General features: G+C 68.5%; 26 protein-coding genes and 8 pseudogenes. 18 read left to right on the top strand and 16 right to left on the bottom strand.

What is annotated here, in order from left to right:
- Positions 1-261: 261 nt before the first annotated feature.
- Positions 262-882: a DUF3159 domain-containing protein gene (locus LGI35_RS00705; protein ID WP_227291641.1), complete on the top strand. Its 621-nt coding sequence runs from the start codon at positions 262-264 to the stop codon at positions 880-882.
- 77 nt (positions 883-959) lie between these two features.
- Here the strand turns inward: LGI35_RS00705 and LGI35_RS00700 are convergent, their stop codons facing one another.
- A complete protein-coding gene (locus tag LGI35_RS00700) occupies positions 960-1,556 on the bottom strand; it encodes a TetR/AcrR family transcriptional regulator (RefSeq protein ID WP_227291640.1) in 597 nt (198 codons plus the stop codon).
- 219 nt (positions 1,557-1,775) lie between these two features.
- On the opposite strand from LGI35_RS00700, the gene LGI35_RS00695 reads away from it, so the two are divergent.
- Both LGI35_RS00695 and LGI35_RS00690 read left to right on the top strand, forming a co-directional pair.
- Positions 1,776-2,408: an ATP-binding protein gene (locus LGI35_RS00695; protein WP_227291639.1), complete on the top strand. Its 633-nt coding sequence runs from the start codon at positions 1,776-1,778 to the stop codon at positions 2,406-2,408.
- Positions 2,409-3,123: 715 nt separating this feature from the next.
- A pseudogene (locus LGI35_RS00690) lies at positions 3,124-3,974 on the top strand (IS5 family transposase).
- A gap of 7 nt (positions 3,975-3,981) precedes the next feature.
- Here LGI35_RS00690 and LGI35_RS00685 read toward each other — a convergent pair.
- Positions 3,982-4,377 (bottom strand): STAS domain-containing protein, encoded by a 396-nt coding sequence (locus LGI35_RS00685; protein WP_227291638.1) that lies wholly within the window; start codon positions 4,375-4,377, stop codon positions 3,982-3,984.
- A gap of 451 nt (positions 4,378-4,828) precedes the next feature.
- Positions 4,829-5,473 (bottom strand): type III effector protein, encoded by a 645-nt coding sequence (locus LGI35_RS00680; protein ID WP_227291637.1) that lies wholly within the window; start codon positions 5,471-5,473, stop codon positions 4,829-4,831.
- A 126-nt stretch (positions 5,474-5,599) separates the two neighbouring features.
- Between LGI35_RS00680 and LGI35_RS00675 the strand changes: the two genes are divergently transcribed.
- From LGI35_RS00675 to LGI35_RS00665, 3 genes are all read left to right on the top strand, one after another.
- Positions 5,600-6,034, top strand: coding sequence for an Hsp20/alpha crystallin family protein (locus LGI35_RS00675; protein WP_227291636.1), 435 nt, complete (start codon positions 5,600-5,602; stop codon positions 6,032-6,034).
- 112 nt (positions 6,035-6,146) lie between these two features.
- On the top strand, positions 6,147-6,533 hold the full coding sequence (locus LGI35_RS00670; RefSeq protein ID WP_227291635.1) for a DUF2267 domain-containing protein: 387 nt from the start codon (positions 6,147-6,149) through the stop codon (positions 6,531-6,533).
- A gap of 99 nt (positions 6,534-6,632) precedes the next feature.
- Positions 6,633-7,013, top strand: coding sequence for a DUF2267 domain-containing protein (locus tag LGI35_RS00665; RefSeq protein ID WP_264484651.1), 381 nt, complete (start codon positions 6,633-6,635; stop codon positions 7,011-7,013).
- A gap of 465 nt (positions 7,014-7,478) precedes the next feature.
- Here LGI35_RS00665 and LGI35_RS00660 read toward each other — a convergent pair whose 3' ends face one another.
- Entirely contained in the window at positions 7,479-8,312 is an 834-nt protein-coding gene (locus LGI35_RS00660) for a SigB/SigF/SigG family RNA polymerase sigma factor (protein WP_227291633.1), read from the bottom strand.
- 278 nt (positions 8,313-8,590) lie between these two features.
- Positions 8,591-8,800, bottom strand: coding sequence for a hypothetical protein (locus tag LGI35_RS00655; protein ID WP_227291632.1), 210 nt, complete (start codon positions 8,798-8,800; stop codon positions 8,591-8,593).
- Positions 8,801-9,820: 1,020 nt separating this feature from the next.
- Here LGI35_RS00655 and LGI35_RS00650 point away from each other — a divergent pair.
- The gene (locus LGI35_RS00650; RefSeq protein WP_227291631.1) at positions 9,821-10,027 is read left to right on the top strand and encodes a hypothetical protein; all 207 of its coding nucleotides are present in this window, start codon (positions 9,821-9,823) and stop codon (positions 10,025-10,027) included.
- Between the two features lie 353 nt (positions 10,028-10,380).
- Here the strand turns inward: LGI35_RS00650 and LGI35_RS00645 are convergent, their stop codons facing one another.
- Genes LGI35_RS00645 through LGI35_RS00635 form a run of 3 tightly spaced genes read right to left on the bottom strand, consistent with a single transcriptional unit; the run spans position 10,381 to position 12,122 of the window.
- Positions 10,381-11,100 carry a CocE/NonD family hydrolase C-terminal non-catalytic domain-containing protein gene (locus LGI35_RS00645; protein WP_227291630.1) on the bottom strand — a complete coding sequence of 240 codons (720 nt, stop codon included), beginning with the start codon at positions 11,098-11,100 and terminating at the stop codon, positions 10,381-10,383.
- Positions 11,058-11,363, bottom strand: coding sequence for a hypothetical protein (locus tag LGI35_RS00640; RefSeq protein ID WP_227291629.1), 306 nt, complete (start codon positions 11,361-11,363; stop codon positions 11,058-11,060). Before LGI35_RS00640 ends, LGI35_RS00645 begins: the two co-directional genes overlap by 43 nt.
- A gap of 51 nt (positions 11,364-11,414) precedes the next feature.
- The gene (locus tag LGI35_RS00635; protein ID WP_227291628.1) at positions 11,415-12,122 is read right to left on the bottom strand and encodes a CocE/NonD family hydrolase; all 708 of its coding nucleotides are present in this window, start codon (positions 12,120-12,122) and stop codon (positions 11,415-11,417) included.
- Positions 12,123-12,241: 119 nt separating this feature from the next.
- Between LGI35_RS00635 and LGI35_RS00630 the strand changes: the two genes are divergently transcribed.
- The 4 genes and pseudogenes from LGI35_RS00630 to LGI35_RS46475 all read left to right on the top strand — a co-directional run bounded on the left by LGI35_RS00630 (position 12,242) and on the right by LGI35_RS46475 (position 15,345).
- Positions 12,242-12,898 carry a TetR/AcrR family transcriptional regulator gene (locus LGI35_RS00630; RefSeq protein ID WP_227291627.1) on the top strand — a complete coding sequence of 219 codons (657 nt, stop codon included), beginning with the start codon at positions 12,242-12,244 and terminating at the stop codon, positions 12,896-12,898.
- Positions 12,895-13,466: pseudogene (locus tag LGI35_RS46780) on the top strand (CorA family divalent cation transporter); the annotation flags it as partial. The gene LGI35_RS00630 and the pseudogene LGI35_RS46780, both read left to right, overlap by 4 nt.
- Positions 13,467-13,523: 57 nt before the next feature.
- Positions 13,524-14,183, top strand: a pseudogene (locus LGI35_RS00620) (transposase); the annotation flags it as partial.
- Between the two features lie 331 nt (positions 14,184-14,514).
- Positions 14,515-15,345: pseudogene (locus tag LGI35_RS46475) on the top strand (sigma factor-like helix-turn-helix DNA-binding protein).
- Positions 15,346-15,608: 263 nt separating this feature from the next.
- Here LGI35_RS46475 and LGI35_RS00605 read toward each other — a convergent pair.
- Both LGI35_RS00605 and LGI35_RS00600 read right to left on the bottom strand, forming a co-directional pair.
- Positions 15,609-15,809: a hypothetical protein gene (locus LGI35_RS00605; RefSeq protein ID WP_227291625.1), complete on the bottom strand. Its 201-nt coding sequence runs from the start codon at positions 15,807-15,809 to the stop codon at positions 15,609-15,611.
- Positions 15,810-15,897: 88 nt separating this feature from the next.
- Positions 15,898-16,224, bottom strand: a complete 327-nt coding sequence (locus LGI35_RS00600; RefSeq protein ID WP_227291624.1) for a plasmid stabilization protein — start codon at positions 16,222-16,224, stop codon at positions 15,898-15,900.
- 303 nt (positions 16,225-16,527) lie between these two features.
- Here LGI35_RS00600 and LGI35_RS00595 point away from each other — a divergent pair.
- Both LGI35_RS00595 and LGI35_RS00590 read left to right on the top strand, forming a co-directional pair.
- Positions 16,528-17,085 (top strand): annotated as a pseudogene (locus LGI35_RS00595) (hemerythrin domain-containing protein).
- Between the two features lie 106 nt (positions 17,086-17,191).
- Positions 17,192-17,302, top strand: a pseudogene (locus LGI35_RS00590) (MerR family transcriptional regulator); the annotation flags it as partial.
- 36 nt (positions 17,303-17,338) lie between these two features.
- On the opposite strand, the gene LGI35_RS46470 reads toward LGI35_RS00590, so the two are convergent.
- Entirely contained in the window at positions 17,339-17,545 is a 207-nt protein-coding gene (locus LGI35_RS46470) for a helix-turn-helix domain-containing protein (protein ID WP_376694173.1), read from the bottom strand.
- Between the two features lie 475 nt (positions 17,546-18,020).
- Entirely contained in the window at positions 18,021-18,173 is a 153-nt protein-coding gene (locus tag LGI35_RS00580) for a hypothetical protein (RefSeq protein ID WP_227291623.1), read from the bottom strand.
- Between LGI35_RS00580 and LGI35_RS00575 the strand changes: the two genes are divergently transcribed.
- Entirely contained in the window at positions 18,166-18,423 is a 258-nt protein-coding gene (locus LGI35_RS00575) for a hypothetical protein (protein ID WP_227291622.1), read from the top strand. The two genes, LGI35_RS00580 and LGI35_RS00575, sit on opposite strands and share 8 nt — an antisense overlap.
- Here the strand turns inward: LGI35_RS00575 and LGI35_RS00570 are convergent.
- Positions 18,404-18,739 (bottom strand): carboxymuconolactone decarboxylase family protein, encoded by a 336-nt coding sequence (locus LGI35_RS00570; RefSeq protein WP_227291621.1) that lies wholly within the window; start codon positions 18,737-18,739, stop codon positions 18,404-18,406. The two genes, LGI35_RS00575 and LGI35_RS00570, sit on opposite strands and share 20 nt — an antisense overlap.
- A gap of 152 nt (positions 18,740-18,891) precedes the next feature.
- Between LGI35_RS00570 and LGI35_RS00565 the strand changes: the two genes are divergently transcribed.
- From LGI35_RS00565 to LGI35_RS00550, 4 genes and pseudogenes are all read left to right on the top strand, one after another.
- Entirely contained in the window at positions 18,892-19,785 is an 894-nt protein-coding gene (locus LGI35_RS00565; protein ID WP_227291620.1) for a helix-turn-helix transcriptional regulator, read from the top strand.
- Positions 19,786-19,787: 2 nt separating this feature from the next.
- Positions 19,788-20,777 carry an aldo/keto reductase gene (locus LGI35_RS00560; protein WP_227291619.1) on the top strand — a complete coding sequence of 330 codons (990 nt, stop codon included), beginning with the start codon at positions 19,788-19,790 and terminating at the stop codon, positions 20,775-20,777.
- Between the two features lie 34 nt (positions 20,778-20,811).
- On the top strand, positions 20,812-21,246 hold the full coding sequence (locus LGI35_RS00555) for a cupin domain-containing protein (protein WP_227291618.1): 435 nt from the start codon (positions 20,812-20,814) through the stop codon (positions 21,244-21,246).
- Positions 21,243-22,099 (top strand): annotated as a pseudogene (locus LGI35_RS00550) (aldo/keto reductase). Before LGI35_RS00555 ends, LGI35_RS00550 begins: the two are co-directional and overlap by 4 nt.
- 143 nt (positions 22,100-22,242) lie before the next feature.
- Here the strand turns inward: LGI35_RS00550 and LGI35_RS00545 are convergent.
- The 3 genes and pseudogenes from LGI35_RS00545 to LGI35_RS46315 form a co-directional block, all read right to left on the bottom strand.
- A complete protein-coding gene (locus LGI35_RS00545) occupies positions 22,243-23,010 on the bottom strand; it encodes an SDR family NAD(P)-dependent oxidoreductase (protein WP_227291617.1) in 768 nt (255 codons plus the stop codon).
- Between the two features lie 45 nt (positions 23,011-23,055).
- Positions 23,056-24,312, bottom strand: coding sequence for an MFS transporter (locus LGI35_RS00540; RefSeq protein WP_227291616.1), 1,257 nt, complete (start codon positions 24,310-24,312; stop codon positions 23,056-23,058).
- Between the two features lie 187 nt (positions 24,313-24,499).
- A pseudogene (locus LGI35_RS46315) lies at positions 24,500-24,694 on the bottom strand (cyclophilin-like fold protein); the annotation flags it as partial.
- Between the last annotated feature and the right edge of the window lie 90 nt (positions 24,695-24,784).

The raw sequence follows: 24,784 nt of genomic DNA, 5'->3' as shown, positions 1-24,784 counted from the left end.
GGCCTGCCCCGATGCGCCGTCCGGCAGGCGCAGGCCGAGGGTGCGGCGCCTGTTCGTCGTCCTCATGGCAGTGGCTTCTCTCGCCCCGCTCGCCCTTTACTACCTGCTGCGTCCCGCCGTCCACAGCGACGCCACCGCTCTGGCGATCAGCGGGCCGTCCCGGTCGGGCTCGCCCTCGCGTCGGCGGCCGTACGCCGCCACTCGCCCTGGGCCGCCCTGCTGATCGCGACCGGCCTCGGCCTCGCGGTCGCCGCCACCGTGATGTCCGGGGGTAGTTCGCTGCCGCTCAAGCTCTACCGCCCGCTCGCGACCGGGGCGTTCGGGCTCGCCTGCGTCGTCTCCGCCGCCGTGCACCGCCCGCTGCTGATGCTTTTGGTCCCTGCCCTCGCCAGCCGTGACGAACGGGTGCACGCGGCCCTGGCGCGGATCGGCGACGCCGACAGACTCCAACGGCGGCTGGTCGGCCTGACGTTGATCGTCGGGTTCGTCTGCCTCGTGGAGGCAGGCGTCACCGCCGCGCTCGCCCTCTCGCTGCCCACCGGCGCTTTCCTGGTGACCTCGCGCGTGATCCGGTGGGCCGTGGCCGGGCTCGGGGTCACCGCTGCCCTCGTGTACCGGGCCTGGGCGGGCCGGGGCCGCCGCAATGCGCGTAGCGGTGGCGGGGCCGAGGGCAAGCAGGCCTGGTTCGGTCCCAAGCGCCACGGCATCGGCTGGGGCCCGCAGACGTGGCAGGGCCGCCTCATCACGCTGGCCGTCGTTGCCGCCCGCGCTCGCGGCCAAGTTCGCCTTCGGCCTCCACCTCTTGAACGGCTAACGACGTCGGGGGAAGTGCCGGCTGGGCTGTTCGGCCGTGACATGAGAAGGGCCGTGCGGGTTGGGTGAGTTGTGAAGCCGACCTATAGAGCGGGCCCGTTTGCGGTAGACCGCATGGCACGTAGACGCGTGGCGATGGACGGTCTCTAGGTGTTGTGCCAGCCGGGTTCGAGGCGGTCGAGAAGGGTGTGGAAGGCCGCGTCGGCAAGGTCCCAGTCGCCGTCGGCCAGGGGTGCAATGAGTAGGCCGAGGAACGCGTCGACCAGGAGGGCGGCCTCCGTTCGGGCTCGGGCCTCGGTCAGGCCCAGGCCGCGGAAGACGGAGATGAGCAGGTCCGTCCACTCGGTGAGCACGTCGCGCATGACGGGGCCGTACCGGTCGGGATGGAGCAGGCTGGCGGTCATGATCTCGAGGTAGAGGGGGAGCCAGGCGCGCATGTTCGGGGCGCTGAGCTGCTGCCAGGTCTGCTCCGCGAAGCCGCGGAGCCACGCAGGGTTCTTGGGCAAGGCGGTGGGGTCGAGCAGATCCCGGGCTAGCAGGAGCGGTCGCCTCTCGTCGAGGGCGAGTGCCTCGGCGACCATGCGTTCCTTGGTTCCGAAGTAATACAAGAGCATGCGGTCGCTGGTGCCCAGGGCCCGGGCCAGCGGGCGAAGGGATAGGTCGGCCAGGCCGTTGCGGATCACGTAGTCACGGACCCGGTTCAGCAGGTCGCGTCGTTTGGCCGGGTCGGGCGGGCGTGGCATGAAGGCTCCCAGCTGCAGCTACGCGAGACGAACCAATCCCGCATGTCCGATTCATTGGCATTTGGGTTGGTATTTACTGTAGCACCTGCTACATGTATATTTGTAAGCGTAGCAAGTGCTACATGACGCACGACCTGGTGCACGCCCGGCCCGGTCATCGACGGCCCTCCGCCTTGCTGGCGGCCATGGTCGCCAGGGCTACAGAAGGGACTGATCCGCATGGCCTCCCAGGCCATCGACCCCTCCACGACCTCGGGCTGGGGACGCTTTGCCCGGCTGTACCGCCGCCGACTCGAGGAGTCGGGGCAGAAGGGCGCCGCGGAGGCACAGGGGAAGGGTTCGTCTCCGCAGGGCGCGTCCACATCGTGGCTCGCCCGGAACCTGGCTCTGTGGTCGCGCACCCTGGAGCCCCTGCGGCCGCTTGACAGGCCCCGCGCCCGTGCCACCGCTTGGGACGCCTCATGGCCTATAGCGCGGGAACTGACCTCGGTACGCCAGGCCCGGCGCCTGGTGAGAGCCCAACTGGGCGACTGGAATCTGGAGGGCCTCGCAGACACCGCCGAGCTCTTGGTCAGCGAACTGGTTACCAACGCCCTGCGTCACACGCGCGGCCCTCTGCGGCTCAACTTGCAGGTGCGCGGCTCGCGGCTTCGGTGCGAGGTCGAGGACACTGACCCCACCGGCCCCGTGCGCAGCGTCGTCGACGCCGACGCAGAAGGCGGACGCGGTACCGAACTGCTCGATCTGCTCACCGAGGCCTGGGGGAGCACACTCACAGCCACCGGCAAGACCACATGGTGCGAAATGCTGACGCAGACGCCTTCGCCGAAGGGATCGCCTGCCTCCGACTGAGCTGCACCAAGGTGTCATCACTGCAACGGCTCGGTCCCCAGCGGAAGCTCCCAGCCGCGCCCGACCTCCTTGTACCCGATTTCACGGTCCTCGGCCTCACAGAACCGCATGTGCTGCACCCGGCCGCTGTCCGCGTCATGGAGCTACCGCGGCCGCACCTGTCGCTCGTCGGTCGCGGAGAACAGCTTCACGGGCAGTACGACCAGCCCGAACTGGATCACGCCGGACCACAGGGCCCTCATGCCTTAGAAGCGTCCATCGCCACCGCTGCGGGTGCACCTCGGACAAGCTGATCACTGCGACCTGATCTAGCCCGGTCACGGGCCCTGCTTCCTGAGCGTAGCTGGTGTGGCCACGGGGGCCGGGGGTTCGGCTCAGGTGGGGTGGGGGACGCGCGGCCAGCCAGCCGAGGCGCCGGGGTGAGGCCTCCGGCCTCGCCGCGGTCGCGGAAAGGGAGGACATCGCCGCGTGCGGCATCGATTGCGCTCCCGCGCACCGAGGCAGAGTGCGCCTGGGGCCCACCTGCCCGGGCCCGGTGTGCCGCGCAGGAGGCGGGGCCGGGAAGTCTCGACGGTCGTCTTCGCCACTGCGGGGAGCGGCACCTTGGCATCGTCTCAGCTCGTCATCTCGGACTGTAAGAGGGCATCTGATCTAGGTAGTTGGTGATTTGGGATGTTCTTGTGACTGCTGGCGATGGTGGGTCGTTGGACAGAGGGTGAGCACTCGTCGTCCGTATCGCAGTGATGTGTCCGATGCCCGGTGGGCTTTGATCGAGCCGGTGTTCGCTGCGTGGCGCGCCGGGCGGACCGGGCCCGGTGTGGCGGCGCGGGTGCATGACTTGCGGGAGATCGTGAACGCGATCCTCTATGTCAACCGCACCGGCATCCCGTGGGAGTACCTTCCGCATGACTTTCCGCCGCACAAGACCGTCTACGACTACTACGCGAAGTGGGAGGCGGACGGCACCACCGGTCGGGTCCACGATCTGCTGCGGGACAAGACCCGCCGCGCCCACGGTCGCGCCGCGCAACCGTCGGCAGCAGTGGTGGACGCCCAGAGCGTGAAGACCTCGGCAAACGTGGCCGAGACCAGCCAGGGCATCGACGCGGGCAAGAAGATTAAAGGTCGCAAGCGTCACCTGATCACTGACACCTCGGCCTGGTCCTCGCCGTCATTGTCACGGCTGCCTCGGTGCACGACTCGACCGGTGGGAAGCGACTGCTCGACGAGCTGACGGTCACACACCCCAGCGTGACCAAGGTCTGGGCTGATGGCGGCTACCAGTCGAGTGTGTTCCAGCACGGTGCCGGCCTGGGCATCGACGTCGAGGTCGTCAAACGGCCGACAGCGAAAGGCTTCCAGCCCCTACCGAAGAGGTGGGTGATCGAGCGGACCTTCGGCTGGCTGATGCAGCACCGGCGCCTGGCGCGGGACTACGAAACCCTGCCTCAGCGGTCCCGAGCAATGATCCACTGGGCAATGGCTAACAAAATGAGCCGCGAACTCACAGGAGAATCCACCCCAACCTGGCGAATCGAAACCGGCGAATCGGTCAACACGCCCTGAACACTGATCAGATGCCCTCTAAGTGGGGCCATGGCTGGAGCACCTCCTCTTCGCGGTCCTGCACCGTAGCGGTGGCCTGGGCGACGGTGTCGAAGACAGGCATTACGTCGCTCAGCTCCGTGATCTGCAGGAGGCGCCGGATGCGCCGCTGCGGGCATACCAGGCGAAGCTGGCCCTGACGGTCCTTGGCCGCGTGGTGCGCGGCAACCAGGACACTCAGGCCGCTCGCGTCGCAGAAGTCCAGCTGGGACATGTCCAGAACGACCCGTGCCGGGGTGTGCGCGGCAATGACCTCTTCGAGGTGGTCGCCCAGCTGGTTCCTGGTAGCGACGTCGAGTTCACCGCTCACCTCGACGACCGTCCACCCCTTGTGGCGACGGGACGACACCCTCAGCCAGTCCATCAACCTCACCCCCTCAGCCTGTGGCGGGAACGCCCGGTCGCGGGCGGCTGAGGGCCCGCGGGGCGACGGCAGCGGATGGCCTCCGCTCACGCGGCGGCCATCCTGCACGCGGCTTGACGTCCCGGCCCAGCCCGCAGGCGTCACGGCGCCCTTGTGGGTCGCCCCGTCGGCGAGCCGATCGAGTCTGCGGTGGACTTGGAAACGGGCACCTGTGCCGCTATGCCCTATAAACCCCGTATAGCTCTTTTTGTGATCGAAAGCAATACGCCCTGAGCAGGGGGTTTGGCATCGAATGCGTGAGGGTCGGGGGTGTACCAGGCCATGGCGCACGCGTCCTCGTCCTGTCGTGGCGCAGCCATCATCCTCGACCCGGGCGCCCGCGCTCGTCGCCTGCTGGCATGTCTCGTGTGCGCGGCGCGGTCTGCGATTTCCCGTGCCGGCGCGCTTTTGACTAGCGGTCGCCGTTGCCTTGGCGGAGCCGGCCGGTGTTGCGGGTGAGGGCATCGATGCGTGCCGCGAGTTCGGGGTGGCCGGCCTTGAGGTGGATGTGGGTGTCGGTGAGCGGGTCGATGAGACGGGCGGCGTCGTTGTCGGCGAGGGCTTCGGTGAGGCGTGCCAGCGGCGGCTGGGCCTGGGCGGGGAGGTCGGTGAGGGCGGTGATCTGGCCGGCGAGCTGGCGCAGATGGGCGGCGTTGGTCCGGGCCCAGGCGGTGAGGGTGCGGTCGGCTGCGCGGCGGCTGCGGGTGGCCTGTACGCGCTGTTCGCGGGTGGTGCCGGGGGCGCCGGGGCGTACGCGCAGGTAGCGCCGCTCCGCGGCCTGGCGGCTGGCGACCCCCAGGGGGTGTGCGAGGTCGGCCCAGCTGGTGCCGGCGGCGCGGGCCGCTTCGATCAGTCCTGGCTCCCATCCCGCGAGCTGTTCGCGTAGTTCGCGCAGCATCAGCAGGGCGGTCAGCGCCTCGTCGGAACTGACCTGCTCCCCTTCTGCCCGCACGGATTGCGCCCCCTGGGCACTGTGGACGGCCTCATTGATCGTTTTCAGCGCCGCGGCGGCGGCGAGGAACGGGACGGGCTGGCCGGCCTGCAGATAAGCGTCCACGAAGGTCTCCTCAAATTCGTCACCCTTTAGACGACACCACACTTGTCATCGTTTGGATGACATGTTACAACGGTGGCAGGTGAAGCGCATTGGCAGTTCCTGCCAGACCTGTGGAGGTGTTTCGTGATGTTGATGCGCACTGACCCGTTCCGTGAACTCGACCGGCTCGCCCAGCAGCTGACAGGCGTGACCGGCACCTGGTCCAGGCCCTCGGCGATGCCGATGGACGCCTACCGCGAGGGCGAGGAGTACGTGATCGCCCTCGACCTGCCCGGTGTCGCCAAGGACGCGATCGACATCGACGTCGAACGGAACATGCTCACCGTCCGGGCCGAGCGCCGCCCGGCCGCAAAGGCCGACGACGTGCAGATGGAGCTCTCCGAGCGACCCCTGGGCGTCTTCTCCCGCCAACTGGTGCTGGCCGACACCCTGGACACCGAGCGCATCACCGCCGACTACGAAGCAGGGGTGCTGACCCTGCGCATCCCGATCGCCGAGCGTGCCAAGCCTCGCAAGATCGCGATCGGCGGGGAGTCCGACCACAAGCAGATCCGAGGCTGAGGAACGGTTCCCCGGCCCGCGCCGGCGGCGGAGGACGGGTGTCGATCTCCCCCTCCCGGCCCGTCCTCCGCACTCCCTCCATCCTTCGCACGACAGAAGAGGCAGAGCGGCCATGCGATGGGACGCATTCCTCGAGCAGGTGCAAGAACGCGGCAAGTACCCCACCCCCCAGGAGGCCGAGCGCTCTGCGCGTACCGTTTTGGCGCTGCTGGGCGCCCATCTGGTGGGTGAGGTCCGGGCCGAGCTGGCCGCCTGCCTTCCGGAGACCTTCGCCCTCATCCTGCTCAACCCGCTGCAGGCCACCGAGCCGCTTTCACCCGAGCGGTTCGTGCGGGCGACCGCGGCGTGGATCGAGGGAGCCACCGAACGGACCGCGGCCTGGGACGTCAGCGCCGTGCTGAGCGTGGCCGCCGATGCGGCGGGCGAAGAACTCACCCGGCGCATCCTGCTCCAGCTGCCCCCGGGCTACGACCTCCTCTTCGGCCATCCCGAGACCTGAGCCCCCGTAAAGACGACATCGTCCTTGGACGAGAAAGGCAACAGCCTCATGCCGCTGCGTGAAGTCTCCGCTGCCCGGCCCGGCACGACGTTTCACCAGATGCTGGAAAGAATCCGCTACGAAGGCGCGTATCCCACCCGGGAGCGGGCCGAGGAGGTCACGGGGGCCGTGCTGACGTCTCTGGGCCGCCAGCTCACCGGCGACGAACGCGTCGAGTTCGCCGCCTGCCTCCCGGGGGAGGCAGCACGCATCTTCGCCGGCCAGATTCCCGACTGTCAGCCACTCACCGGCTGGGGCTTCGTCAAGGACCTGGCCGCCCGCACCGGGGCGACCCCCGCGACCGTCCGCTGGGACACCGGCGCCGTTCTCACCGTCATCGGCGACCTGGCCGGCCCCGGCCTTTTGGACCGTATCCTCACCCAGCTCCCGCCCGGATACGGCCTGCTGTTCGGCCGCGCCGAACTCACCCCGACCGTCTGACCGTCCTGGCACAGGAGCGGAGCGAGAGCAACTGCGCCGACCCGGGCTGGGACATGAAAGAGACGCCGCCATCCCGTGCCGACGTTGGGGACGCTGTACTTCGGGCTGCTGACGCGTCGGGTCCGAGCCGTCGCCGCCCGGCACGCCAGGGCCTCGCGGCGTTTCGGCACCCAGGTCTGAGGCCGTCAGCCTTCCAGGGCGACGCGTACGAGATGCCCTTCGCCCCGCCATGTTCTCGCCAGAAGACCGACCTACAAGCAGCGGCCCTGTCGGCTTGGGTTCAGGGGCAACCGGATGACCCGGCGCCGTCTGTGCCGTGGCTCCTTTACCTGTCGATCACGGCGGCGTACGAAGAACAGGTGGCCCGGCCCGGTTCGGCGAAAGCCGGGCCGGGCCCTCCTCCGTTGGAGACGCAACCGACGACGTGACACACGCGGGCGCACCCCAAGACTCGGGGCTCAGCGTTCAGGCGGCCTGTGCGTTCTGGCCCGGCTGCTCGCCGCGGGTGGCTTCGTCGCGTACGCGCCGGCAGCTGGTGTGGATGAGGCGGGAGACGTGCATCTGTGAGATCCCGAAGTGTGCCGCGATCTGGCTCTGCGTCATGTCCTCGAAGAACCGCAGGTAGAGAATGGTGCGTTCGCGTTCGGGGAGGTGCCTGAGGCCGGCCTTGGCGGCTTCCCGGTCGGTGATGACCTCGTACGCGGCCTCCGGGGCGCCGAGCGCGTCGGCGAGGCTGAACTTGTCAGCGACCACAAGACTCGCATCCAGGGACAGAGCGCTGAAGCCGTCGATGGCTTTGAGGCCGTCGCGGACCTCGTCCTCGCTGAGGCCGCTGTGGGTGGCGATGGCGGCCGCGCTGGGCTCCGAGCCTGCTCCTGGCTGCAGGGCGAGATCGCGGCGGGCCAGGCGGACCTTGTTACGCAGGTTCTGCACGCGCCGCGGAACGTGGACGTCCCACATGTAATCGCGGAAGTGGCGGCGCAGCTCGCCCCGGATGGTAGGGACGGCGTAGGGCTCGAACCGGCCGCGCTGCGGGTCGAAGTTCTGTACAGCCTTGAGCAGCCCCATGGCCGCGACCTGGCGAAGGTCCTCGAGGCTTTCGCCCTTGTCCTGGAAACGGCCGGCGATACGGTGCGCCATGGGTAGCCACGCCTCGACGACTTCTTCACACAACAGATCCCGCTCGCGTCCTTCGCCGAGGCCCGCGAGGTGGGCGAAGGCGTCCGCCGTGTCGGGGCTGTCGTCGTAGGCCCGATCGGAGGGCCCGCGCCGGGCAGTGCGCCTTTGGTCAGTGAGCATGAGAACGCTCCTCAACATTCGCGACTGTCGGTCCGTCCGCGAGAAGCGATGCGCCAGCAGGCCGTTCGACCAGGGAGCGGTTTCGCCGCTCGCGGGTAGATGCCTCCGGTCCGAAGCACCGTTCTGGTACGCCTGCCCACCATTGTCCGCCCAAACGAATCCGCCCACGAATCGCCTCCGGAGCCCGGACCGCTCCGCGGCCGGCAAGGGGCAGTTGATCACCCGTTCGAGTGACCCTTGAAGTGCTGGTATCCGGGTAGCCGCGCGACGTGACCGCGCTAGCTGGACCAGAGAAAACTGCCGGACCGCTGATCGATCAGATCGTGCCGGCCGTCTGTGAGGGAGGCGACACCGGCTTGCCCGCGCTGCTCGGCCGCTTCGCACGCGAGGCCGATGTGCGTGCTGCCCTCACGCTGCGGCAACGGCTGCTCCGGGACCTGCAGGACGAACCCAATCGGGCTGTCGAGGCACTCGGCTCCGCCGGCCATGTCCCAACGCACTGACTAGGCCGTCTGCGCGGCGTTCGGTGGTGCGCTCTGCGCATTCGCCGACTACGTGGACGCGCACACCGGCCGGGCCCTCTGGCCGCGGGCGGCCGATGCGCTGGCACGGTCGGCAGAACGCACCAGTCAGCAGCGCCGGGACCCTCAGATCATCGATGACGTGATCTGAACCGTGTACCTCGGGCCCATCGTTTTCTGACACCGAGGCCGCCGACGTCCTGGCGCTGCTGTGCGAGCAGATCGGCGAGCCCCTCGAACACGGCCTCGCTGCCCGCCGCTATGCGATCTCCGGCGACCGCCACGCCCTGTGCGGCAAGTCCTGTGACCGAGACTGCCCCTAGGTCTTGTGTGCGGCGCTTGTGTCCGCGCGGTGCGGGCGCGGTCCCCACCGCGCCCGCACCGCATCCCCTTGGAGCTGCGAGGCGCCGTCCCCCGGCGCCTGCTCCAGGCTGCCCGTTGGCAGCAGCGAGGTCGGGGCCCCGCCGCTTGGGGCAGCGCGACCAGTTGATCATCTCGGCCGGTTCGACGGAACATCGCCCCCGGCGCAATGCCCTGGCCATGCCCTTGAAGGGGCAGGCCAGGGCTGTCTCTTGCCCGGTCCGGGGAGGGGAACCGGAGGTGTTGTCGCGCGCCATCTCAACGATTGCTGGCCCGCGTGGGCACGCCCCGCGTCACCGCACAGCCCGCACGTGGTCCTCGTCTCCGTTCCTGGGAGGGTGCTTGTCACGGAGCCGCTGCGGACGCCCTGCCCTGCCGACCGGATCCCGATCTGAGGCCGCCTGGTAGTCGGCCAGGATCAGTGGCTCGTAGATCTCAAGGAACAGTGTGTGTCGACGGCTTCGGGAGGCAGTTGGTGATCAATCGGCGGACGAGGGTCGAAGAGACGGCACCAGCGAGCCCGTCGATCGACGTGACCAGACCAGTGAGTTGTGGCTGGGAGGATGCGCAGGCGCTCCGGCGTTGTTGTCTTGGACCACGGCCGTCCGCTCAAGGAAGAGTTCTCTGATGTCGCCGCAGAACGATCAGTCCTCAGCGTCCCATCGTCCGCGGCAGGAGTTGGTGGACGACGTCCTTGCCCGCTTCGATGCTTACGCCCGGATCCGCGCAGGCCGTGACAGCGTGTTCGAGGTTTCCCGGAGCACTCCGCAGCAGGAACAGCGTGCCTTCGACGACTTGGAGCAAGCCGTCGCTCGGCTTCGCAGCACCGCGTGAGAACGTCGGGCCCGCCGGCTGTTCGCCGATGACGGCCGACCGTCAGAGGGAAGACAGGGTCGGCTGGCGTTGGCGGGTGCCTGTGCCTGTGCCCGGGCCCGGGTGCTTGCGCTCAAGCTCCCTCATCAACAGGGCCGCGCAGTGCCCCACGGGTTCTGATGATGCACCTGACAGAGAGACCAACCGCAGCACCACCTGCTGGCCGCGGTTGCTTCTCGCCGGCGCGGGTTCAGGCTCGGGGAATGGGTCGCGGTCGAGGCATGCAGAACCCGTGACGGACTGCCGCAGTGTGCGCGATGATCGCCCTCCGCACGGCCCGGCGCCACCCCGCGCGACGGGGCAGACCGTCCGCCTCACGCGTCCTGGACGGGCAGCTGCAGGTACGAGGCGTGGTCGCCACCGGTGTGGATGATGTGGCGGCCGCTGTTGGCGGGGGTGTATTCGCGGTTGCCGGGCATCATCGTGCCGAGCAGCGAGCGGCCGCTGGCGACGAGGCGGAGCTGTTCGCCGGGGTGGAAGGTGAGTCCGATCGGGAGGAGGTCGATCTCGAGGTCGACGATCTCGCCGGGGGAGAGCTTCTCCACCCGGTCGAAGGTGTGCGCGGGGACGTCGTCGGTGGCGAGGGCCTTGTCGAGGTGGCGCATGGAGACGCGCAGGCGTCCGTCGGAGCCCTTGTAGCGCAGGATCGAACCGCCGCGCTCGGTGACGTCCTGGGCCACCGCGCCCCTGTTGAGCGCGGTGAACGCCTGAAGCGGTGTGCCGTACGCGTCGAGTTTCTGGACGAGGACGAACAGGTCCATGTCGTCCGAGCCGTCCGCCTCGACCCACAGGTGCGCCTTCGGGTAGCCGACCAGGGTGGTCTCCTGGTCGAAGCGCGTCACGAACGACACCAGGTCCGGGGTGGCTGCGACGTCGCACCCCGCTGTCGCCTCGCCGTCGGGCATGGCCGTACCCAGGGCGCGGGTGCGTGCGTCGAGGTAGTACTTCGTCGACGTGACGTCGGCCGGCGGGAACTGGTCCGCGGGGACGTTCACTTGGTCGCCGCCCCGGAGGTCGAGGAGCGAGTAGCGCACGCGTGGCGTCTGCTCCCGCCGTTGTCCTCGCCCTTGAGGACGTGGTCGAAGAACCGGCGCAGGTCCTCGACGTTGGACTGGTCGTAGTAGTCGGGCCATTCCTGGCTGTTGTGGATGCGCAGCCACTTGTCCTCGGAGCCCATCCGGCGCCAGGCGCGGAACGTACCGGCGGTGTGAAGGGTGTTGGAGTAGCTGGCGACGACGTAAGCGGGCACGTTGATCTTGTCGAACTGGGGGATCTTGTTCTCCCACAGTCCGTCCATCAGCGGGTGCTGCTCGGCCTCGGTGAGGATGTCCTCCTTGTGGCCCTTGCCCTAGTAGCTGTTGTCCTGGAGCTGGCGGGCGAACCCGGTGTCGGGCATGCCGCCGCGCAGCACGAGGTCGCGGTAGACGTCGCTGACGCCCTCCCACGGGTTGATCGCCGCCAGGTGCGGCGGCTGCTCGGCCGCGGCGAACCACTGGGTGACCGCGAGGTAGGACGTGCCGCTCATGGCGACCTTGCCGGTGCACCAGTCCTGGACGCCGAGCCACTCGATCAGATCGTAGGCGTCCCGGCCCTCTTGCCGGTCCCACATGACGCTGTCACCTTCGGAGTTCATGACGCCCCGGATGTCCGGGTTGCAGATCGCATAGCCTCGCGCGCACCAGTAGGCGGGGTCGGGGCCCTCGAACTTCTCCAGCCCGGACACGATGCCGTTGTCGAGGCCGACCATGCCGAAGATGCCCATCACGCTGGCGGACGAGCCCTGTCCCTTGCCGTACGGGCTGAACGCCACGATGACCGGCACCTTCTCCGCGCCGACGGGACGGAAGATGTCGACGTACGTTGTCACGCCGTCGCGCAGGGTCACCGGTACGTCCTTCTCGAAGACGATGTCGACGGGCAGCGGCTTGAACGGCGGCGCGATCTGAAAGCCGGCCTCCAGGGTGCGGGTCCCGGGGGCGTAGTCGCTCAGGACGCCCTTGCGGGCGCCCGGCTCCAGCGGCTGGGGCGGCGTGAACACCTTCTGGTCGTCGCTCATGGCGGACTCCTCGCGTCGCTGCGTCGGCGGAGGGATCCCGCCGGCCATGCGACGGTACGTTCGCGGCCGGTATTTATCAACACGTGTTGAGTTCGAGGTGTGGGAGGTAGTTTTGGTGCATGACCGCGCACACGAGTCCCGCCGCCGCGACCGCCCCCGCCACCCGTCGCGGGCGCAGGCCGGGGACGAACACGACCCGGCAGGAGATCCTCACGGCGGCCCGCGCTCGCTTCGCGGCCGACGGCTTCACCGCGACCACGATCCGGCGGGTCGCGGCCGACGCCGGGGTGGACGCGTCGCTGGTGATGCAGTTCTTCCGGTCGAAGAACGAGCTGTTCGCCGCCGTCATGTCCGTCCCCGCGGAGGCGTTGACGCGCTTCAGCGCCGCGTTCGGGGGAGCGGACGAGGGCCTCGGCGAACGCGTTGTACGGGCCTTCCTCAACGTGTGGGAGGAGGACGCCCGCAGCTCCGAGCCGCTCATGGCGATGCTCCGCGGTGCCATCACAAACGACCAGGCGAATCAGCAGCTGCGCGAGTTCCTCCAGGAACGACTGCTCGTCGACGCCATCGCCTCGCGCGCCGTTGACGAGCCCACGCTGCGGGCCGGAATAGCATCGTCGATGCTGGTCGGGCTCATGGTGGGACGGGGCGTCGTTGGTGTCCCGACGCTCACGGCGGTGGAGCGCGAGAGGCTGGTCGCGCTCGTGGGGCCGGCCGTGCAGAGCGTGCTCGTTCCGGTGGTGAGGGCTGCTGACGACGAAGGGACAGGTTCATGACGCCGATCGACGGCCGTATCTACGTCGGGGGGCGCCGCACCACGTGCCCTCCCGATCTGGCGGAAGCGGCCGACGATCTGGATCGGTCCCGGGGAGTGGCCTGGATCGGACTGATGGACCCCGCTCCGGACGAGCTGGATGCTGCAGCGACCCGGTTCGGGCTGCACCCCTTGGCCGTCGAAGACGCTCAGAAGGGGCACCAGCGCGCGAAGCTCGATCGGTACGGCGAGACGCTCTTCGTCGTCCTGCGGCCCGCTTCCTACGACGACCGGCACGAAAGCGTCGGCATCGGCGAGGTGCACCTTTCGTCGGCCCACAGTTCGTCATCACCGTCCGACACGGTCCGGTACCGGACCTCTCGGCGGCCCGCGACGCACTCGAAGCCGAGCCCGAGTTCCTCGGCCGGAGGCCGGAGGCGATGCGCACGGCGTTCTTCGACGTCGTCGATGGCTACGCGCCCGTCGTCGCGGGACTGACGAACGATGTCGACGAGGTCGAGGACAGCCTGTTCGGGGAGAAGAACGCCGACCCCGCGCTGTCGGAGCGCATCTACCGGCTGCTCTCGCAGGTGGTCGCGCTCCAGCGTGCGATCGGACCGCTCCCGGACATGGTGCGAGGCCTGCTGCGCGGCGCCGGCAGGACTCGCACGCAGATGGAGGCCGCGCTCAAGCGGGCCGGGCGCAAGCGGGGCGTCGCGGCCGAGGCAGTGAGGATCCGTGACGTCTTCCGGGCCGATTAAGCTCACCAGCCGCCACTGGTCGAGGGCGCGCTGGGCAAGCAGATGCTCGCGCTCCTGGTCCAGTTGGAGGCTGCCTGCACGGCTGCTGACGACCTTGCCAAGGCGGTCGAAGAGGTTTTCCCTCAGCACTCGGACGCTGAGATCATCCTTGGCTTCCCCGGCCTCGGCGTGCAGCTCGGCGCCCGGGCGCTGGCCGAGATCGGCGACGACAAGTCCCGCTTCACCGACGCCCGCGGGCTGAAGGCGTACGCGGGCTCCTCACCCGTCACCAGGGCCTCTGGCAAGAAGTCGTCCATCACCCGCAGGTGGGTGAAGAACGACCGGCTCAACCACGCCGGATACCTCTGGGCGTTCTCCGCGATCACCGCCTCACCCGATGCCCGGGTCCACTACCGGCGCCGCCGGGACGAGCACGGCGACTGGCACGCTGCCGCCCAGCGGAACCTCTTCAACCGCATGATCGGACAGCTCTACCACTTTCTCCAGAAGCGCGAGCTGCTCGACGAAGCGACCGCGTTCCCCACCGAGCTCACTGCTGCTGCTTGACACCTTGAGCCCCTGAGGTGTCTGACGACCCGCAGCGCAAAGGGCCCGGTACGCGGTGCGTACCGGGCCCTGCTGATGTTCTGAGCACCCTGCGTGTGAGGGGCGGCGGAACCTCTACTCGGCGTCGGATCGATATACCGCGTCTCCGTGCCGTCTGGTGTGTGAACCGACTCGCGGGCAGCGTGGGTGCGGCGGCAAATAGCGGGAAGGCGGACAACGGTGCTTCGGATGAGAGGCACCCCCGCGAGCGGTGTGCCGCTCCGGTCGGTGTTGCCGGGCGTCTCGCTTCTCGCGGACATCTAGTGTTCCGACCGTTGAGGAGCGATTCCATATGCTCACCACCGCGTCTCCGCGACGTGTGCGTTTCGATCGCGCGCACGACAGTCCCGATACAGCGGGCGCCTTCGCTCACCTGGCGGGGCTGGATGAAGGGCGCGAGAGGGAGCTCCTGCGCGAGGAGGTCGTCGAGGCGTGGCTGCCGATGGCGCACCGTATCGCCGCCTCCTTCCGCGGCAAAGCATGTGGTCGCGGAAGGAGGCGGCGCAGTTCGCCCCTGATGGTGGGAATCGCGTAGAGCTCGAACGGGCCCTGCTGCGGGTCATAGTTGTTGACGGCCTTGAGCAGCCCAGGGCGCAACCTGACGCAGATCTTCGAGGCTTTCGCCCTTTGAGACGTCCACGTACCCCGTCGCGTGCAGGACCTGCGCAACAAGGTGCGCCTCGCGCGCCAAAGCCTTGCTCAGGAGCCCGGAGACAGCGAGGAACCAAGCATCGGTGCCATAGCCGTCCAGTCGGGCCTGACCGAGGTGGAGATCCGCGACGGGCTCAAGGCGATCAACGGGTTCAGCGCTCTGTCCCTCGAGGCGGGTCTTCTCCCCTCCGACGGCGAGGGGTACAGCCTCGTCGACGCGCTCGGCGCTCCCGATGGCGCCTACGAGATCGTCATCGACCGCGAAGCGATCAAGTCCGGCTTGGAGCATCTTCCGGAGTGTGAGCGCTCCATCCTGTACATGCGGTTCTTCGAGGACATGACGCAGAGCCGGATCGCGGAGAAGTTCGGCATCTCGCAGATGCACGCGCGCCTCATCCGCGACAGCTGCATGCGTGTCCGCGAGGAAGCCGGCCGTGACTGGGACAGCATCGATGCCGCTCAGGCGGCCTGAACGCTGGGGTGGGTCCCGAGGGCCGACCCCGCTGTAGCAGTGAGCAGGCGGCGGGGTCGGCCGAGATCAATCGCAGGATGTGCACCTACGCTGCGGGCCAGACCGCGGCGGGATCTGCTGATTGGTCTCTGTGGAAACGATGAGTCATGGTCGGCGGGTTCTGCTGTAACGCCGCGCCGTTGACGCTCTCCTGGGCGCGCAGCACCCGTCTGCGTTCGATTTTCTGGGTGAGTTGCCGGGGCGGCGGGAGCCGGATTTTCTGGTCAAGGTGCTTCGCGCAGGAACAGCGCACCGCAGGTGTGGCAGAACGGCTGGGCGGCTTCGGTACCCCACGCGTCGGAGGGCAGCTCTTTCGCTGACGGGTCAATATCCCGGCCACACATGGCGACGTCTTGGTCTGCGCGGACCATGTGCCATTCCTTGAGGGCGTCACCCCCGGGCTCGGACATGATGCGGTACTCCATCGCCGACTGCTCCTTGGGTCCCAGTGCTGATGTGGTTCGTGCTGGCCGGGCCCGCCCGGTCGTCCGCGGGCCGAGTTCTGGGGATGTTTCAGCGGCCGACGGCTCGGCGGAGTTGTTCCTTGTTCATGTGGGAGCGGCCTTCGACGTTCTTCTTCTTGGCTTCCTCGTAGAGTTGGTCACGTGTGGGTGCGCCCGGGCCCTTGTGGGAGCGTTCCCCGCCGCGCTGCGGGGCGGACTTCGGGTCGCGTGTAGATGTTTTGCTTGCGGTTTTGGCCTCGCCGGAGCGAGCGCGTTCCTTGTTCACGGTGCGGGCGGCCATCTCTTTGGCCCGCTTCTCGGGCATGCCGCGATCCTCGGCCTGTTCCTTGATGTGCTCGTACTGCCGCTCGCGCTTCTTGCTGGATCCTGCAGGCATAGCTGCCATCCCGTTCTTCGTGTCGTGCCGGCGGGTGGTTTCACCCTCACCACCAGTCCATGTCCGAAGCGGGAGGGTTGCCAGGCGAGTTCCGCCAGCCGGGCCACAGACGTCTCAGTGTGTGGACGGCGGGCAGGACCGCGCCCGTCTGACCGGTGGAAGGGGCGGTCAGCGGTAGAGCTCGCGCAAATCGCCGCGAGGGACTGGGGTAATCGCTCCAAAACGGCGTTCTGCCCTTACCGGTTCGGGAATCCGTGAAGGGACAGCCGGACGTGCCGGCTGCGTAGCGAGAGGCGTTGAGTCATGGGGCATGGCGGTGATGTGATCGCGGAGCTGACTACCGACCACCGTGAGATCGAAGACCTCTTCAAGCAGTTCTCGGACACTTTCCCTGGGAGCGAGGGCCGCAAGCGCTTGGTGGATGCGTTGACGATCGAGTTGGTGCGGCACTGCGTTGCCGAGGAGGAGTACCTCTAATCCGGCCGTGCGCAAGCATCTGGAGGAGGGCGACGCGCTGGCGGACAAAGAGCTCGCCGACCAGCCCGCGTCGAACGGCTCCTCGACGACCTCCAGCAGCGCGAACCCGGCGATCTTGACTTCGACCGGCTGATGGTGAAGCTGCACACCGAAGTGACCGCCCACGTGGCCGACAAGGAGAACAACCTGTTCCCCCAGCTACGCAGCGGCGTTCATTCCTACGTCCTTGAGAAGCTGGGCAACAAGGTGCGGCAGGCGAAGAAGACCGCTCCCACCCGTCCGCATCCCGGCGCCCCGAGCACCCCGCCGGCAAATAGGCTGCTCGCCCCGGGGCTGGGAATGGTGGACCGGGTGCGCGATTACCTTTCGGGCCGCGGCCAGTAGCTCCCGCCCTCGTTCCTTGTGTACAGGACAAGAGGCGCACGAGTACCTCGAAGGCCCACGCCCCCGTGCCCCTTCCGCCGGACGCATCGGCGCCAACGACAGCGGCATCCATGCTGCTTGCCGCATCATCGTCCTCGAGGACCAGCTCGAAGAGGCCCGGCGCATCAACGACGAATACCGGCGCGCCGCCGAATCGGGTTCGCCGCCCGCGAGCTGAGGTGACAAGGGACCACCGGGCGCCGGCAGGCCCCCTTTAAGGTCCAGAGCAGTTGTGGCCAGGTCCTGTTCTTCTTCCGACAGGCGATGTCCGGGGAAGCGGCCCCCTGCAGGCTGATTCCCGGATGTGGTGGACGAAGTCGTACGAGCGTCCGGTGTTGTCGGCGATGCTCCGGATGAAGGCGCCGCTTTCGTATGCGGTCTTCAGTTCGGCGGCGAGCTTGTCGCGTGCCACGCCGGTGATCGGCTTGCCCGCTTGCCCTTGTCCACGACCTCTCCTCCGCCGCCCTCTACCTCGAAATCCCGCTGGGCTCGCTGCACTCCGCCACCGTCAGCATCCGCGCCTGGCAGAAGGAAGCCGGCAACGCCACGGCTTACCAGAGCGCCCTCCACCGCGTCGCTGAGATCGCCATGGCCGAAGATCGGAGCGAAACGGCCGGAGGTGTCGAAGGCAGGTGACAGCGGCCCCTCGCGGTCTGCCGCGGGCCGCCACAGACCTGCGGCGATTCGGCACTCGTGGCGGAACTGGGCGTGCCAGAGGGCCGGGGCGCTGAGCTGAAGCGACGACAGAGAGGCTGGGGCGTCCCTCTCGGCGGCCCGACGCGGTCCACACCACCTCACCAGTAGTCCTTGACCCTCAGAGGCCACCAGGTATCTCTCTGCAGGGGCAGCAGGGACAGGCGACCGGCGGCACGGAACCGCACGTGACCATCGTGCGATCAGTCGCGGGCCTCGGTGCCGGTCTGGGCGAGCGCGCTGCTGTGGATCCCATGGGCATGGCGGGTCCGCTGGTGATGCCCCCGACCACCGCCCTGCTGCTGGACCACGTGCCCGCCCGCCGAGGAGACCGGGACCGCCAGCGGCGTGTTCAACACCAGCCGCCAGATGGGCGGCGCCCTGGCCGTCGCCGTCTTCGGTGCCCTGATCTCCGGCGCGTCCGGATTACAGCACGAGCTGCGCGTCAGTCTCGCTCGGGCCGGTGCCGTCGCGCTCCTGGCGGCGCTGGCCACCAGGAGCCTGGGCACCCCGGGGCCGCGAGCTGTGATCGAGGGCGCCGTCGACGGTCATCCGGCCGACGCTGCGGCCTCGCTCGGTGACAGGCTCAGTCCTGCTCCTCGATGATGCTCTTCAGTACGCTGGTCGCTCCCATGCCGTTGGGCCAGCCGGAGTAGAACGCCAAGTGCAACAGTGCCTCCTGCAGCTCCTCGTCGGTGACCCCGTTCTCGCGGGCGAAGCCGAGGTGGAACCGCAGCTGGTCCATCTTCCCGAGCGCGGTCAAAGCGGAGATGGTGACGAGGCTGCGGTCGCGCTTGGACAGGCCCTCGCGCTCCCAGACCTCGTCGAAGAGGACCCGGTCGGTGTAATGGACCATCCCCGGGGCGAAGTCGCCGAAGGCGTTCTTCCCGCCGGTCCAGCCGGTGCTCGTGTTCTCAGTCATGATCTCTCCCTGTCTGCGTCGACGTGCGTCGATCGATCTCTGTCTGTGTAATGCCGATGACATCGCCGCACATGCCGAGCGAGGGAGTCCCCGGTGAGGGGCGTACTGGCAGGGCATCCCTCACAGCGGCTTCGCGGCTTAGCGTGGAACGCATGGACGCAAGGAACCAAGCACGGGAGTTCCTCATGTCCCGTCGAGCGAAGCTCACTCCCGAGCAGGTCGGGCTGCCGGTCTCCGGGCACCGGAGGGTGGCGGGCCTGCGCCGCGGCGAGGTGGCGATGCTCGCGGACGTGAGCCCGGAGTACTACGCCAAGATCGAGCGTGGCCACTTGGCCGGCGTGTCCGACGCCGTGCTGGAGTCGCTCGCCCGGGCGCTGCAGCTGGACGACGCCGAGCGCGAGCACCTCTTCGACTTGGCCCGGGCGGCCCATGGCGCGGCCCGGCCCGTGCGCAGGCGCGGGTCGAAGAAGTGGGTACCCCGGGAGAGCCTGACCCGTGCGCTGGATGCCATCGACCGCGGGCCCGCGTTCGTGCGCAACGGCCGGATGGACGTCCTTGCCACCAACGCCCTCGGACATGTCTTCTACGACGAGGTGTTCGACGGCCCGGGGCAGGGGAACCTGGCGCGCTACTGCTTCCTTGACGAACGAGCCAAGGCGTTCTACCCCGACTGGGCGGCGGCTGCGGATATCACCGTTTCCATCTTGCGCACGGAGGCGGGCAGGGATCCCCGGGACAAGCAGCTGCACGACCTGATCGGCGAGCTGTCCACGTGCAGCGACGAATTCCGCACCCGGTGGGGAGCACACAACGTGCGCCGCCACGGATCGGGCACCAAGGAGTTCCACCACCACGAGGTCGGCGACCTCACCTTGACCTATGAGGGGATGGAGCTGACCGCCGAGCCCGGCCTTTCCTTCCTCATCTACACCGCGGAGCCCGGCTCGCCCAGCCAGGAGCGCCTGCAGCTGCTCGCCAGCCTCGCCGCGACGTCCACCGTGCGACCGCTCCGCGGCGGGCACCTGACCACGATCCAAGAAAGTTGACCATGCACACCAGAACACTGGGACAAGGCCTGGAGATCTCCGCGATCGGGCTCGGTGCGATGGGCATGTCCCAGAGCTACGGCCCCAACCCCGGCAGCCGCGACGACATGATCGCGGTGCTGCGGGGCGCCGCCGTCGACGAAGGAGTGACGTTCTTCGACACCGCCGAGGTCTACGGGCCCTACGTGAACGAGGAGCTGGTCGGCGAGGCGCTCGAGCCGATCCGCGACCAGGTCGTGATCGCCACCAAGTTCGGATGGGACATCCAAAACGGCCGGAGCGTGGGCCTCAACAGCCGTCCCGAGCAGATCCGCCACGTCGCGGAGCGGTCCCTGAAGCGGCTCCGCACCGAGGCGATCGACCTGTTCTACCAGCACCGCGTCGACCCCGACGTGCCCATCGAGGACGTCGCGGGCACGGTCGGCGAGCTGATCGCCGAGGGGAAGGTCAGGCACTTCGGGCTCTCCGAGGCCTCGGCCGCCACCATCCGCGCCGCACACGCCGTCCATTCCGTGACTGCGGTCCAGAGCGAGTACTCCCTGTGGACACGAGACCCGGAGGCCGAGGTGCTGCCCACGCTCGCTGAACTCGGCATTGGCTTCGTGCCGTTCAGCCCCCTCGGCAAGGGCTTCCTCACCGGCACCGTCGCAACGTCCGCAACCTTCACCGACGGCGACATCCGCCACCGGGTCCCGCGCTTCACGGCGGAGAACCTGGCCGCGAACCAGGCGCTCGTCGCCCACGTCCGGCAGCTCGCCGAGGCGAAGGGTGCGACGCCGGGCCAGATCGCCCTGGCCTGGCTGCTCGCGCAGCAGCCGTGGATCGTGCCGATCCCGGGCACCCGCCGCACGGCACGCATCCAGGAGAACAACGCCGCGACGGCGCTCGCGCTGTCCGCGGACGAGGTGGCCGACCTCGACGGCCTCGCCCAGCGGGTCGGCGTCAGCGGCGATCGCTACAACGCCGAGCACATGGCGTACGTCAATCGCTAGAGCGGGACACGCTGAAACACAAGGAAAGAACGAAATGACCGTCACCGAATTCGATCAGATCTTCCCGCTCGGGGAGAAGAACGACGCCTACGCGCAGTACTTCATCGGCGAGAGCTACCTGGCTCCGCTCGCCTCGGGAAGTGTTCCCGTCAGCAACGTCTCCTTCGAGCCGGGCTGCCGCAACAACTGGCACATCCACCACGGCACGGGCGGCGGTGGCGATCAGATCCTGCTGTGCACGGCGGGCAGCGGCTGGTACCAGGCCGAGGGCGAGGAGCCCATCAGCATGGAGCCGGGAACGGTGATCCGCGTTCCGGCGGGCACGAAGCACTGGCACGGTGCGAAGGCCGACTCGTGGTTCTCCCACATCGCCTTCATCACCCCGGGCGAAGACGTCAGCAACGAATGGCTCGAGCCCGTCACCGACGAGGTGTACGGCAAGCTGCCGAGGAACGGAGCACACCCATGACCGTCCAGGACGAGACCTACACGCTGTCCAACGGCGTCCAGATCCCCAACTGGGGCTCGGCACCTGGTTCATCGACGACGACAAGGCGGCCGATGCGGTCCGCGCAGCCGTGGAGATCGGCTACCGCAACATCGACACCGCCCAGGCCTACGGCAACGAGCGCGGCGTCGGCGAAGGCGTGCGCACCGCCGGCGTATCCCGCGACGAGCTCTTCGTCTGGACCAAACTCGCCGCGGAGATCAAGGACTACGACCAGGCCGTGGACTCGATCGACGAGTCACTGCAGAAACTCGGGATTGAGTACATCGACCTGATGCTCATCCACAGCCCGCAGCCCTGGGACGACTTCCGCGGCGGCGACTACGCCGAAGGCATCCGCGAAGCATAGCGTGCCCTCGAAGCAGCGCATCAGGCCGGCAAGATCCGCTCCGTCGGGGTGTCCAACTTCCAGCAGCAGGACCTGGAGAACATCCTGCGGGACGCGACCGTCGTGCCGCACGTGAACCAGCTACTGGTCCACGCAGGCAACACCCCCTCAGAGCTCCTGGACTACTGCGAGGGCAAGCAGATCCTCGTCGAGGCGTACTCGCCGATCGCATACGGAGCGATCCTGCAGAACGCCGAGGTGCACGCCATGGCCGAGAAGTACAGCGTGTCCGTCCCGCAGCTGTGCATCCGCTACACCCTCCAGCTGGGCACGGTGTCGCTGCCCAAGACAGCGAACCCCGAACACATGCGGTCCAATGCCGAGGTCGACTTCGAGATCTCCGGCGATGACATGAACGCCCTGCGAGACCTGCGCGACGTGGACTACGGCGAGCACAGCGCGTTCCCCGTCTACAGCGGTAAGTGACGCCAGATCGACGCAGGTTGGAGGCGGAACGTCCTCCATCCCGCCCGCCGCAGCGAAGGCTTCCACTGCGTGCACTTGAGTTGGCGAGCGGCGCCAACTCAAGTGCACAGTCACAATGGTGACGGCGGCCGGATGTCGTGGGGCTATTGGGCGGTGTAGCCGCCGTCGACGGGAAGCGCGACGCCGACGACGAAGCTCGCGCCGTCACTGCACAGCCACAGGACGGCCTGGGCCATCTCGTCGGCGGTGCCGAGCCGGTTGATGGGCTGGTTTGCTTCTGCTTCGGCGCGGTCGAGTTCTCCCTTGGCAATCATGTCGCTGACCATGGGGGTGTCGATGGTGCCGGGGCAGATGGCGTTGATGCGGATGCCGCGTGGTGCGTATTCGAGGGCGGCGCTGGTGGTCAGGCCGATTACGCCGTGCTTGGTGGAGTGGTAGGAGGCGCGGCCGGGGATGCCGACCAGGCCGCCGAGGGAGGAGCAGTTGACGATGGCGCCGCTGCCCTGAGTGCGCATGTGGCGCAGTTCGTGCTTCATGGCGGCCCAGATGCCGCGCAGGTTGATGGCGTGGACCTTCTCGAACTGGTCGAGGGATTCGTCGGCGGCGTCGGTGGGCGGGATCTGGATGCCGGCGTTGTTGTAGGCCATGTCGAGGCGGCCGAAAGTGGTGACGGTGCGGTCGACGGCTGCGGCGACCTGGTCTTCGTCGGTGACGTCGCAGACCAGGGCGAGGGCCTGGTGGCCGGCGTCGGTGAGTTCGTTGGCAGCTTTGTTCACCGCGGTCTCGTTGATGTCGGCGAGGGCCACGGCGGCGCCGGATTCGGCGAAGGCGCGGGCGGCGGCCAGGCCCATGCCGGAGCTGGCGCCGGTGACGAAAGCGACCTGCCCGCTGAAGTCGTACGTGGGGTTCATGAGGTTGCTCCCAACAGGATCGGTGCGAGGTGAACGCAGGCGGATTCAGTGCGTGTTCATGGCCGGTGTCTCGTCCTTGCACGGGCCTGCGGCATGGGTGTGCTGGGCGGCGACGATCCGTGCCGGGCGCGCCGTGCCGCTGAGCGCGAGAACGATGAGCGGCAGCAGGGTGAGGGCCGCTGAGACGGCGCCGACAAGCGCGGGTCCGGTCAGGCCGAGGGACGAGCTCAGGGCCCGCCCTGCGATCGCGGAGCCGGCCGCGATGCCGGTGTTGTAGGCGGAGGTGGTCAGGGCCGAAGTGAGGGTGGGGGCGTCGCCCGCGTAGCGGACGGCGAGGGAGGTGACGACCGGGTTGACGGTGAACCCGGTCAGCGCCATCAGGAAGACCAGGACGACGGCCGCGACCGGGCTGGTCGACAGCGGGATCAGGACCAGCAGCGTCACGGCAGTGGCCGCAGCGGCGGTGATGGTCGTGGCCATGGGAAAGCGGTCACCCAGACGGCCGCCGATCGCGGTGCCGCCGAGGGCACCGATGCCGAAGGCGGTCAGGACCAGCGGCACGGCACCGGTCGCGATCCCGGCACGGTCGGTGAGCAACGGGGTGATGTACGTGTACGTGGCCAGCACACCGCCCATGATCAGTACGGCGGCAGCGAGCGCCAGCCACAGCCTGCCCTGCCGCAGCGCACGCACTTCGGCGCGCACGGACACCTGGCCCCGCTGCTCCGTCCGGGGGATGAAGCGCCCGACGGACACGGTGGCCAGGGCAGCCAGCGCGGCCAGCGCCCAGAACGGGCCGCGCCAGCCGGTGTACTGCCCGACGAACGACCCGATCGGAACACCGACGACGTTGGCCAGGGTCAGGCCGCCCATCATCACGCCGACCGCACGCGTGGAGTTGCCACGGCCCGCAGCGGTGGTGGCGAGGCCGAAGCCGACGGCCCAGAACGCGCCGGTGGCCAGCGCGGTGACCACCCGCGCGGCCAGCACGACGGCGAACGAGCTGCTCAGGACGGCGGCGACATGGCCGAGCGCGAACACAGCCAGGGCCAGGACGAGCGTACGGCGCTGCGGCAGACGCAGGGTGGCCAGGGCCATGGTCGGCCCACCGATGATCATGCCGACGGCGAAAGCGGTGATCAGCAGTCCGGCGTGCGAGACGCTGACGCCGAGATCGCCGGCGATCTCCGGAAGAAGGCCCGCGATGACGAACTCGGTGGTTCCCATGAGGAACGTGCCGGCGGCGAGCACCCAGATGACGAAGGGCAGTTTGCCGGTGGCGGGCCCGGCTGCGGGGGACATCAAAGACTTCTTTCCGTATAAGGAGGGGGTGGTCAAGAGGCGGACTCGATGGTGATTCGCTCAGCACGGGCCAGTCGATCATCAGAGGAGGCATCGATGTGGCCGAGGACGAGAGATGCCCGGAGGCGGAGGGCCCGTCCTGGTAGAAGAGGGCGAGATTGCCCCACGGCGCGAAATAGGCGATGTCACCGGATTTTGGCGCGACCGGGGCAGGCGCGCCGTCGGTGGTGAGCTTGCGGGGCGGGTAGCCGATCCGCTCCGTCCCGTGGAAGTCCGCCAGGTCCAAAGTGAGCGGCAGCAGGGCAGCGAGGTCACGGGCGGCGGGGCTGTCGTTCAAAGTCGCCGCGACGGGGCGGCCGTCGAGCGTGACACGGATGTCCATGGTAAAGCTCCCGTCAGAGCTGGACGGGGCAGGGGAAGACGGCGTCTCCTGCCGCGTGGTCGGCGAAGAGGAGGCGTCGGGGGAGTCGTT

It is taken from the genome of Streptomyces longhuiensis, from assembly GCF_020616555.1.
GTDB classification, from domain to species: Bacteria; Actinomycetota; Actinomycetes; order Streptomycetales; family Streptomycetaceae; genus Streptomyces; species Streptomyces longhuiensis.
Note: the sequence above shows the minus strand (reverse complement) of the source record. Positions and strands in the feature narration are given on the sequence as shown.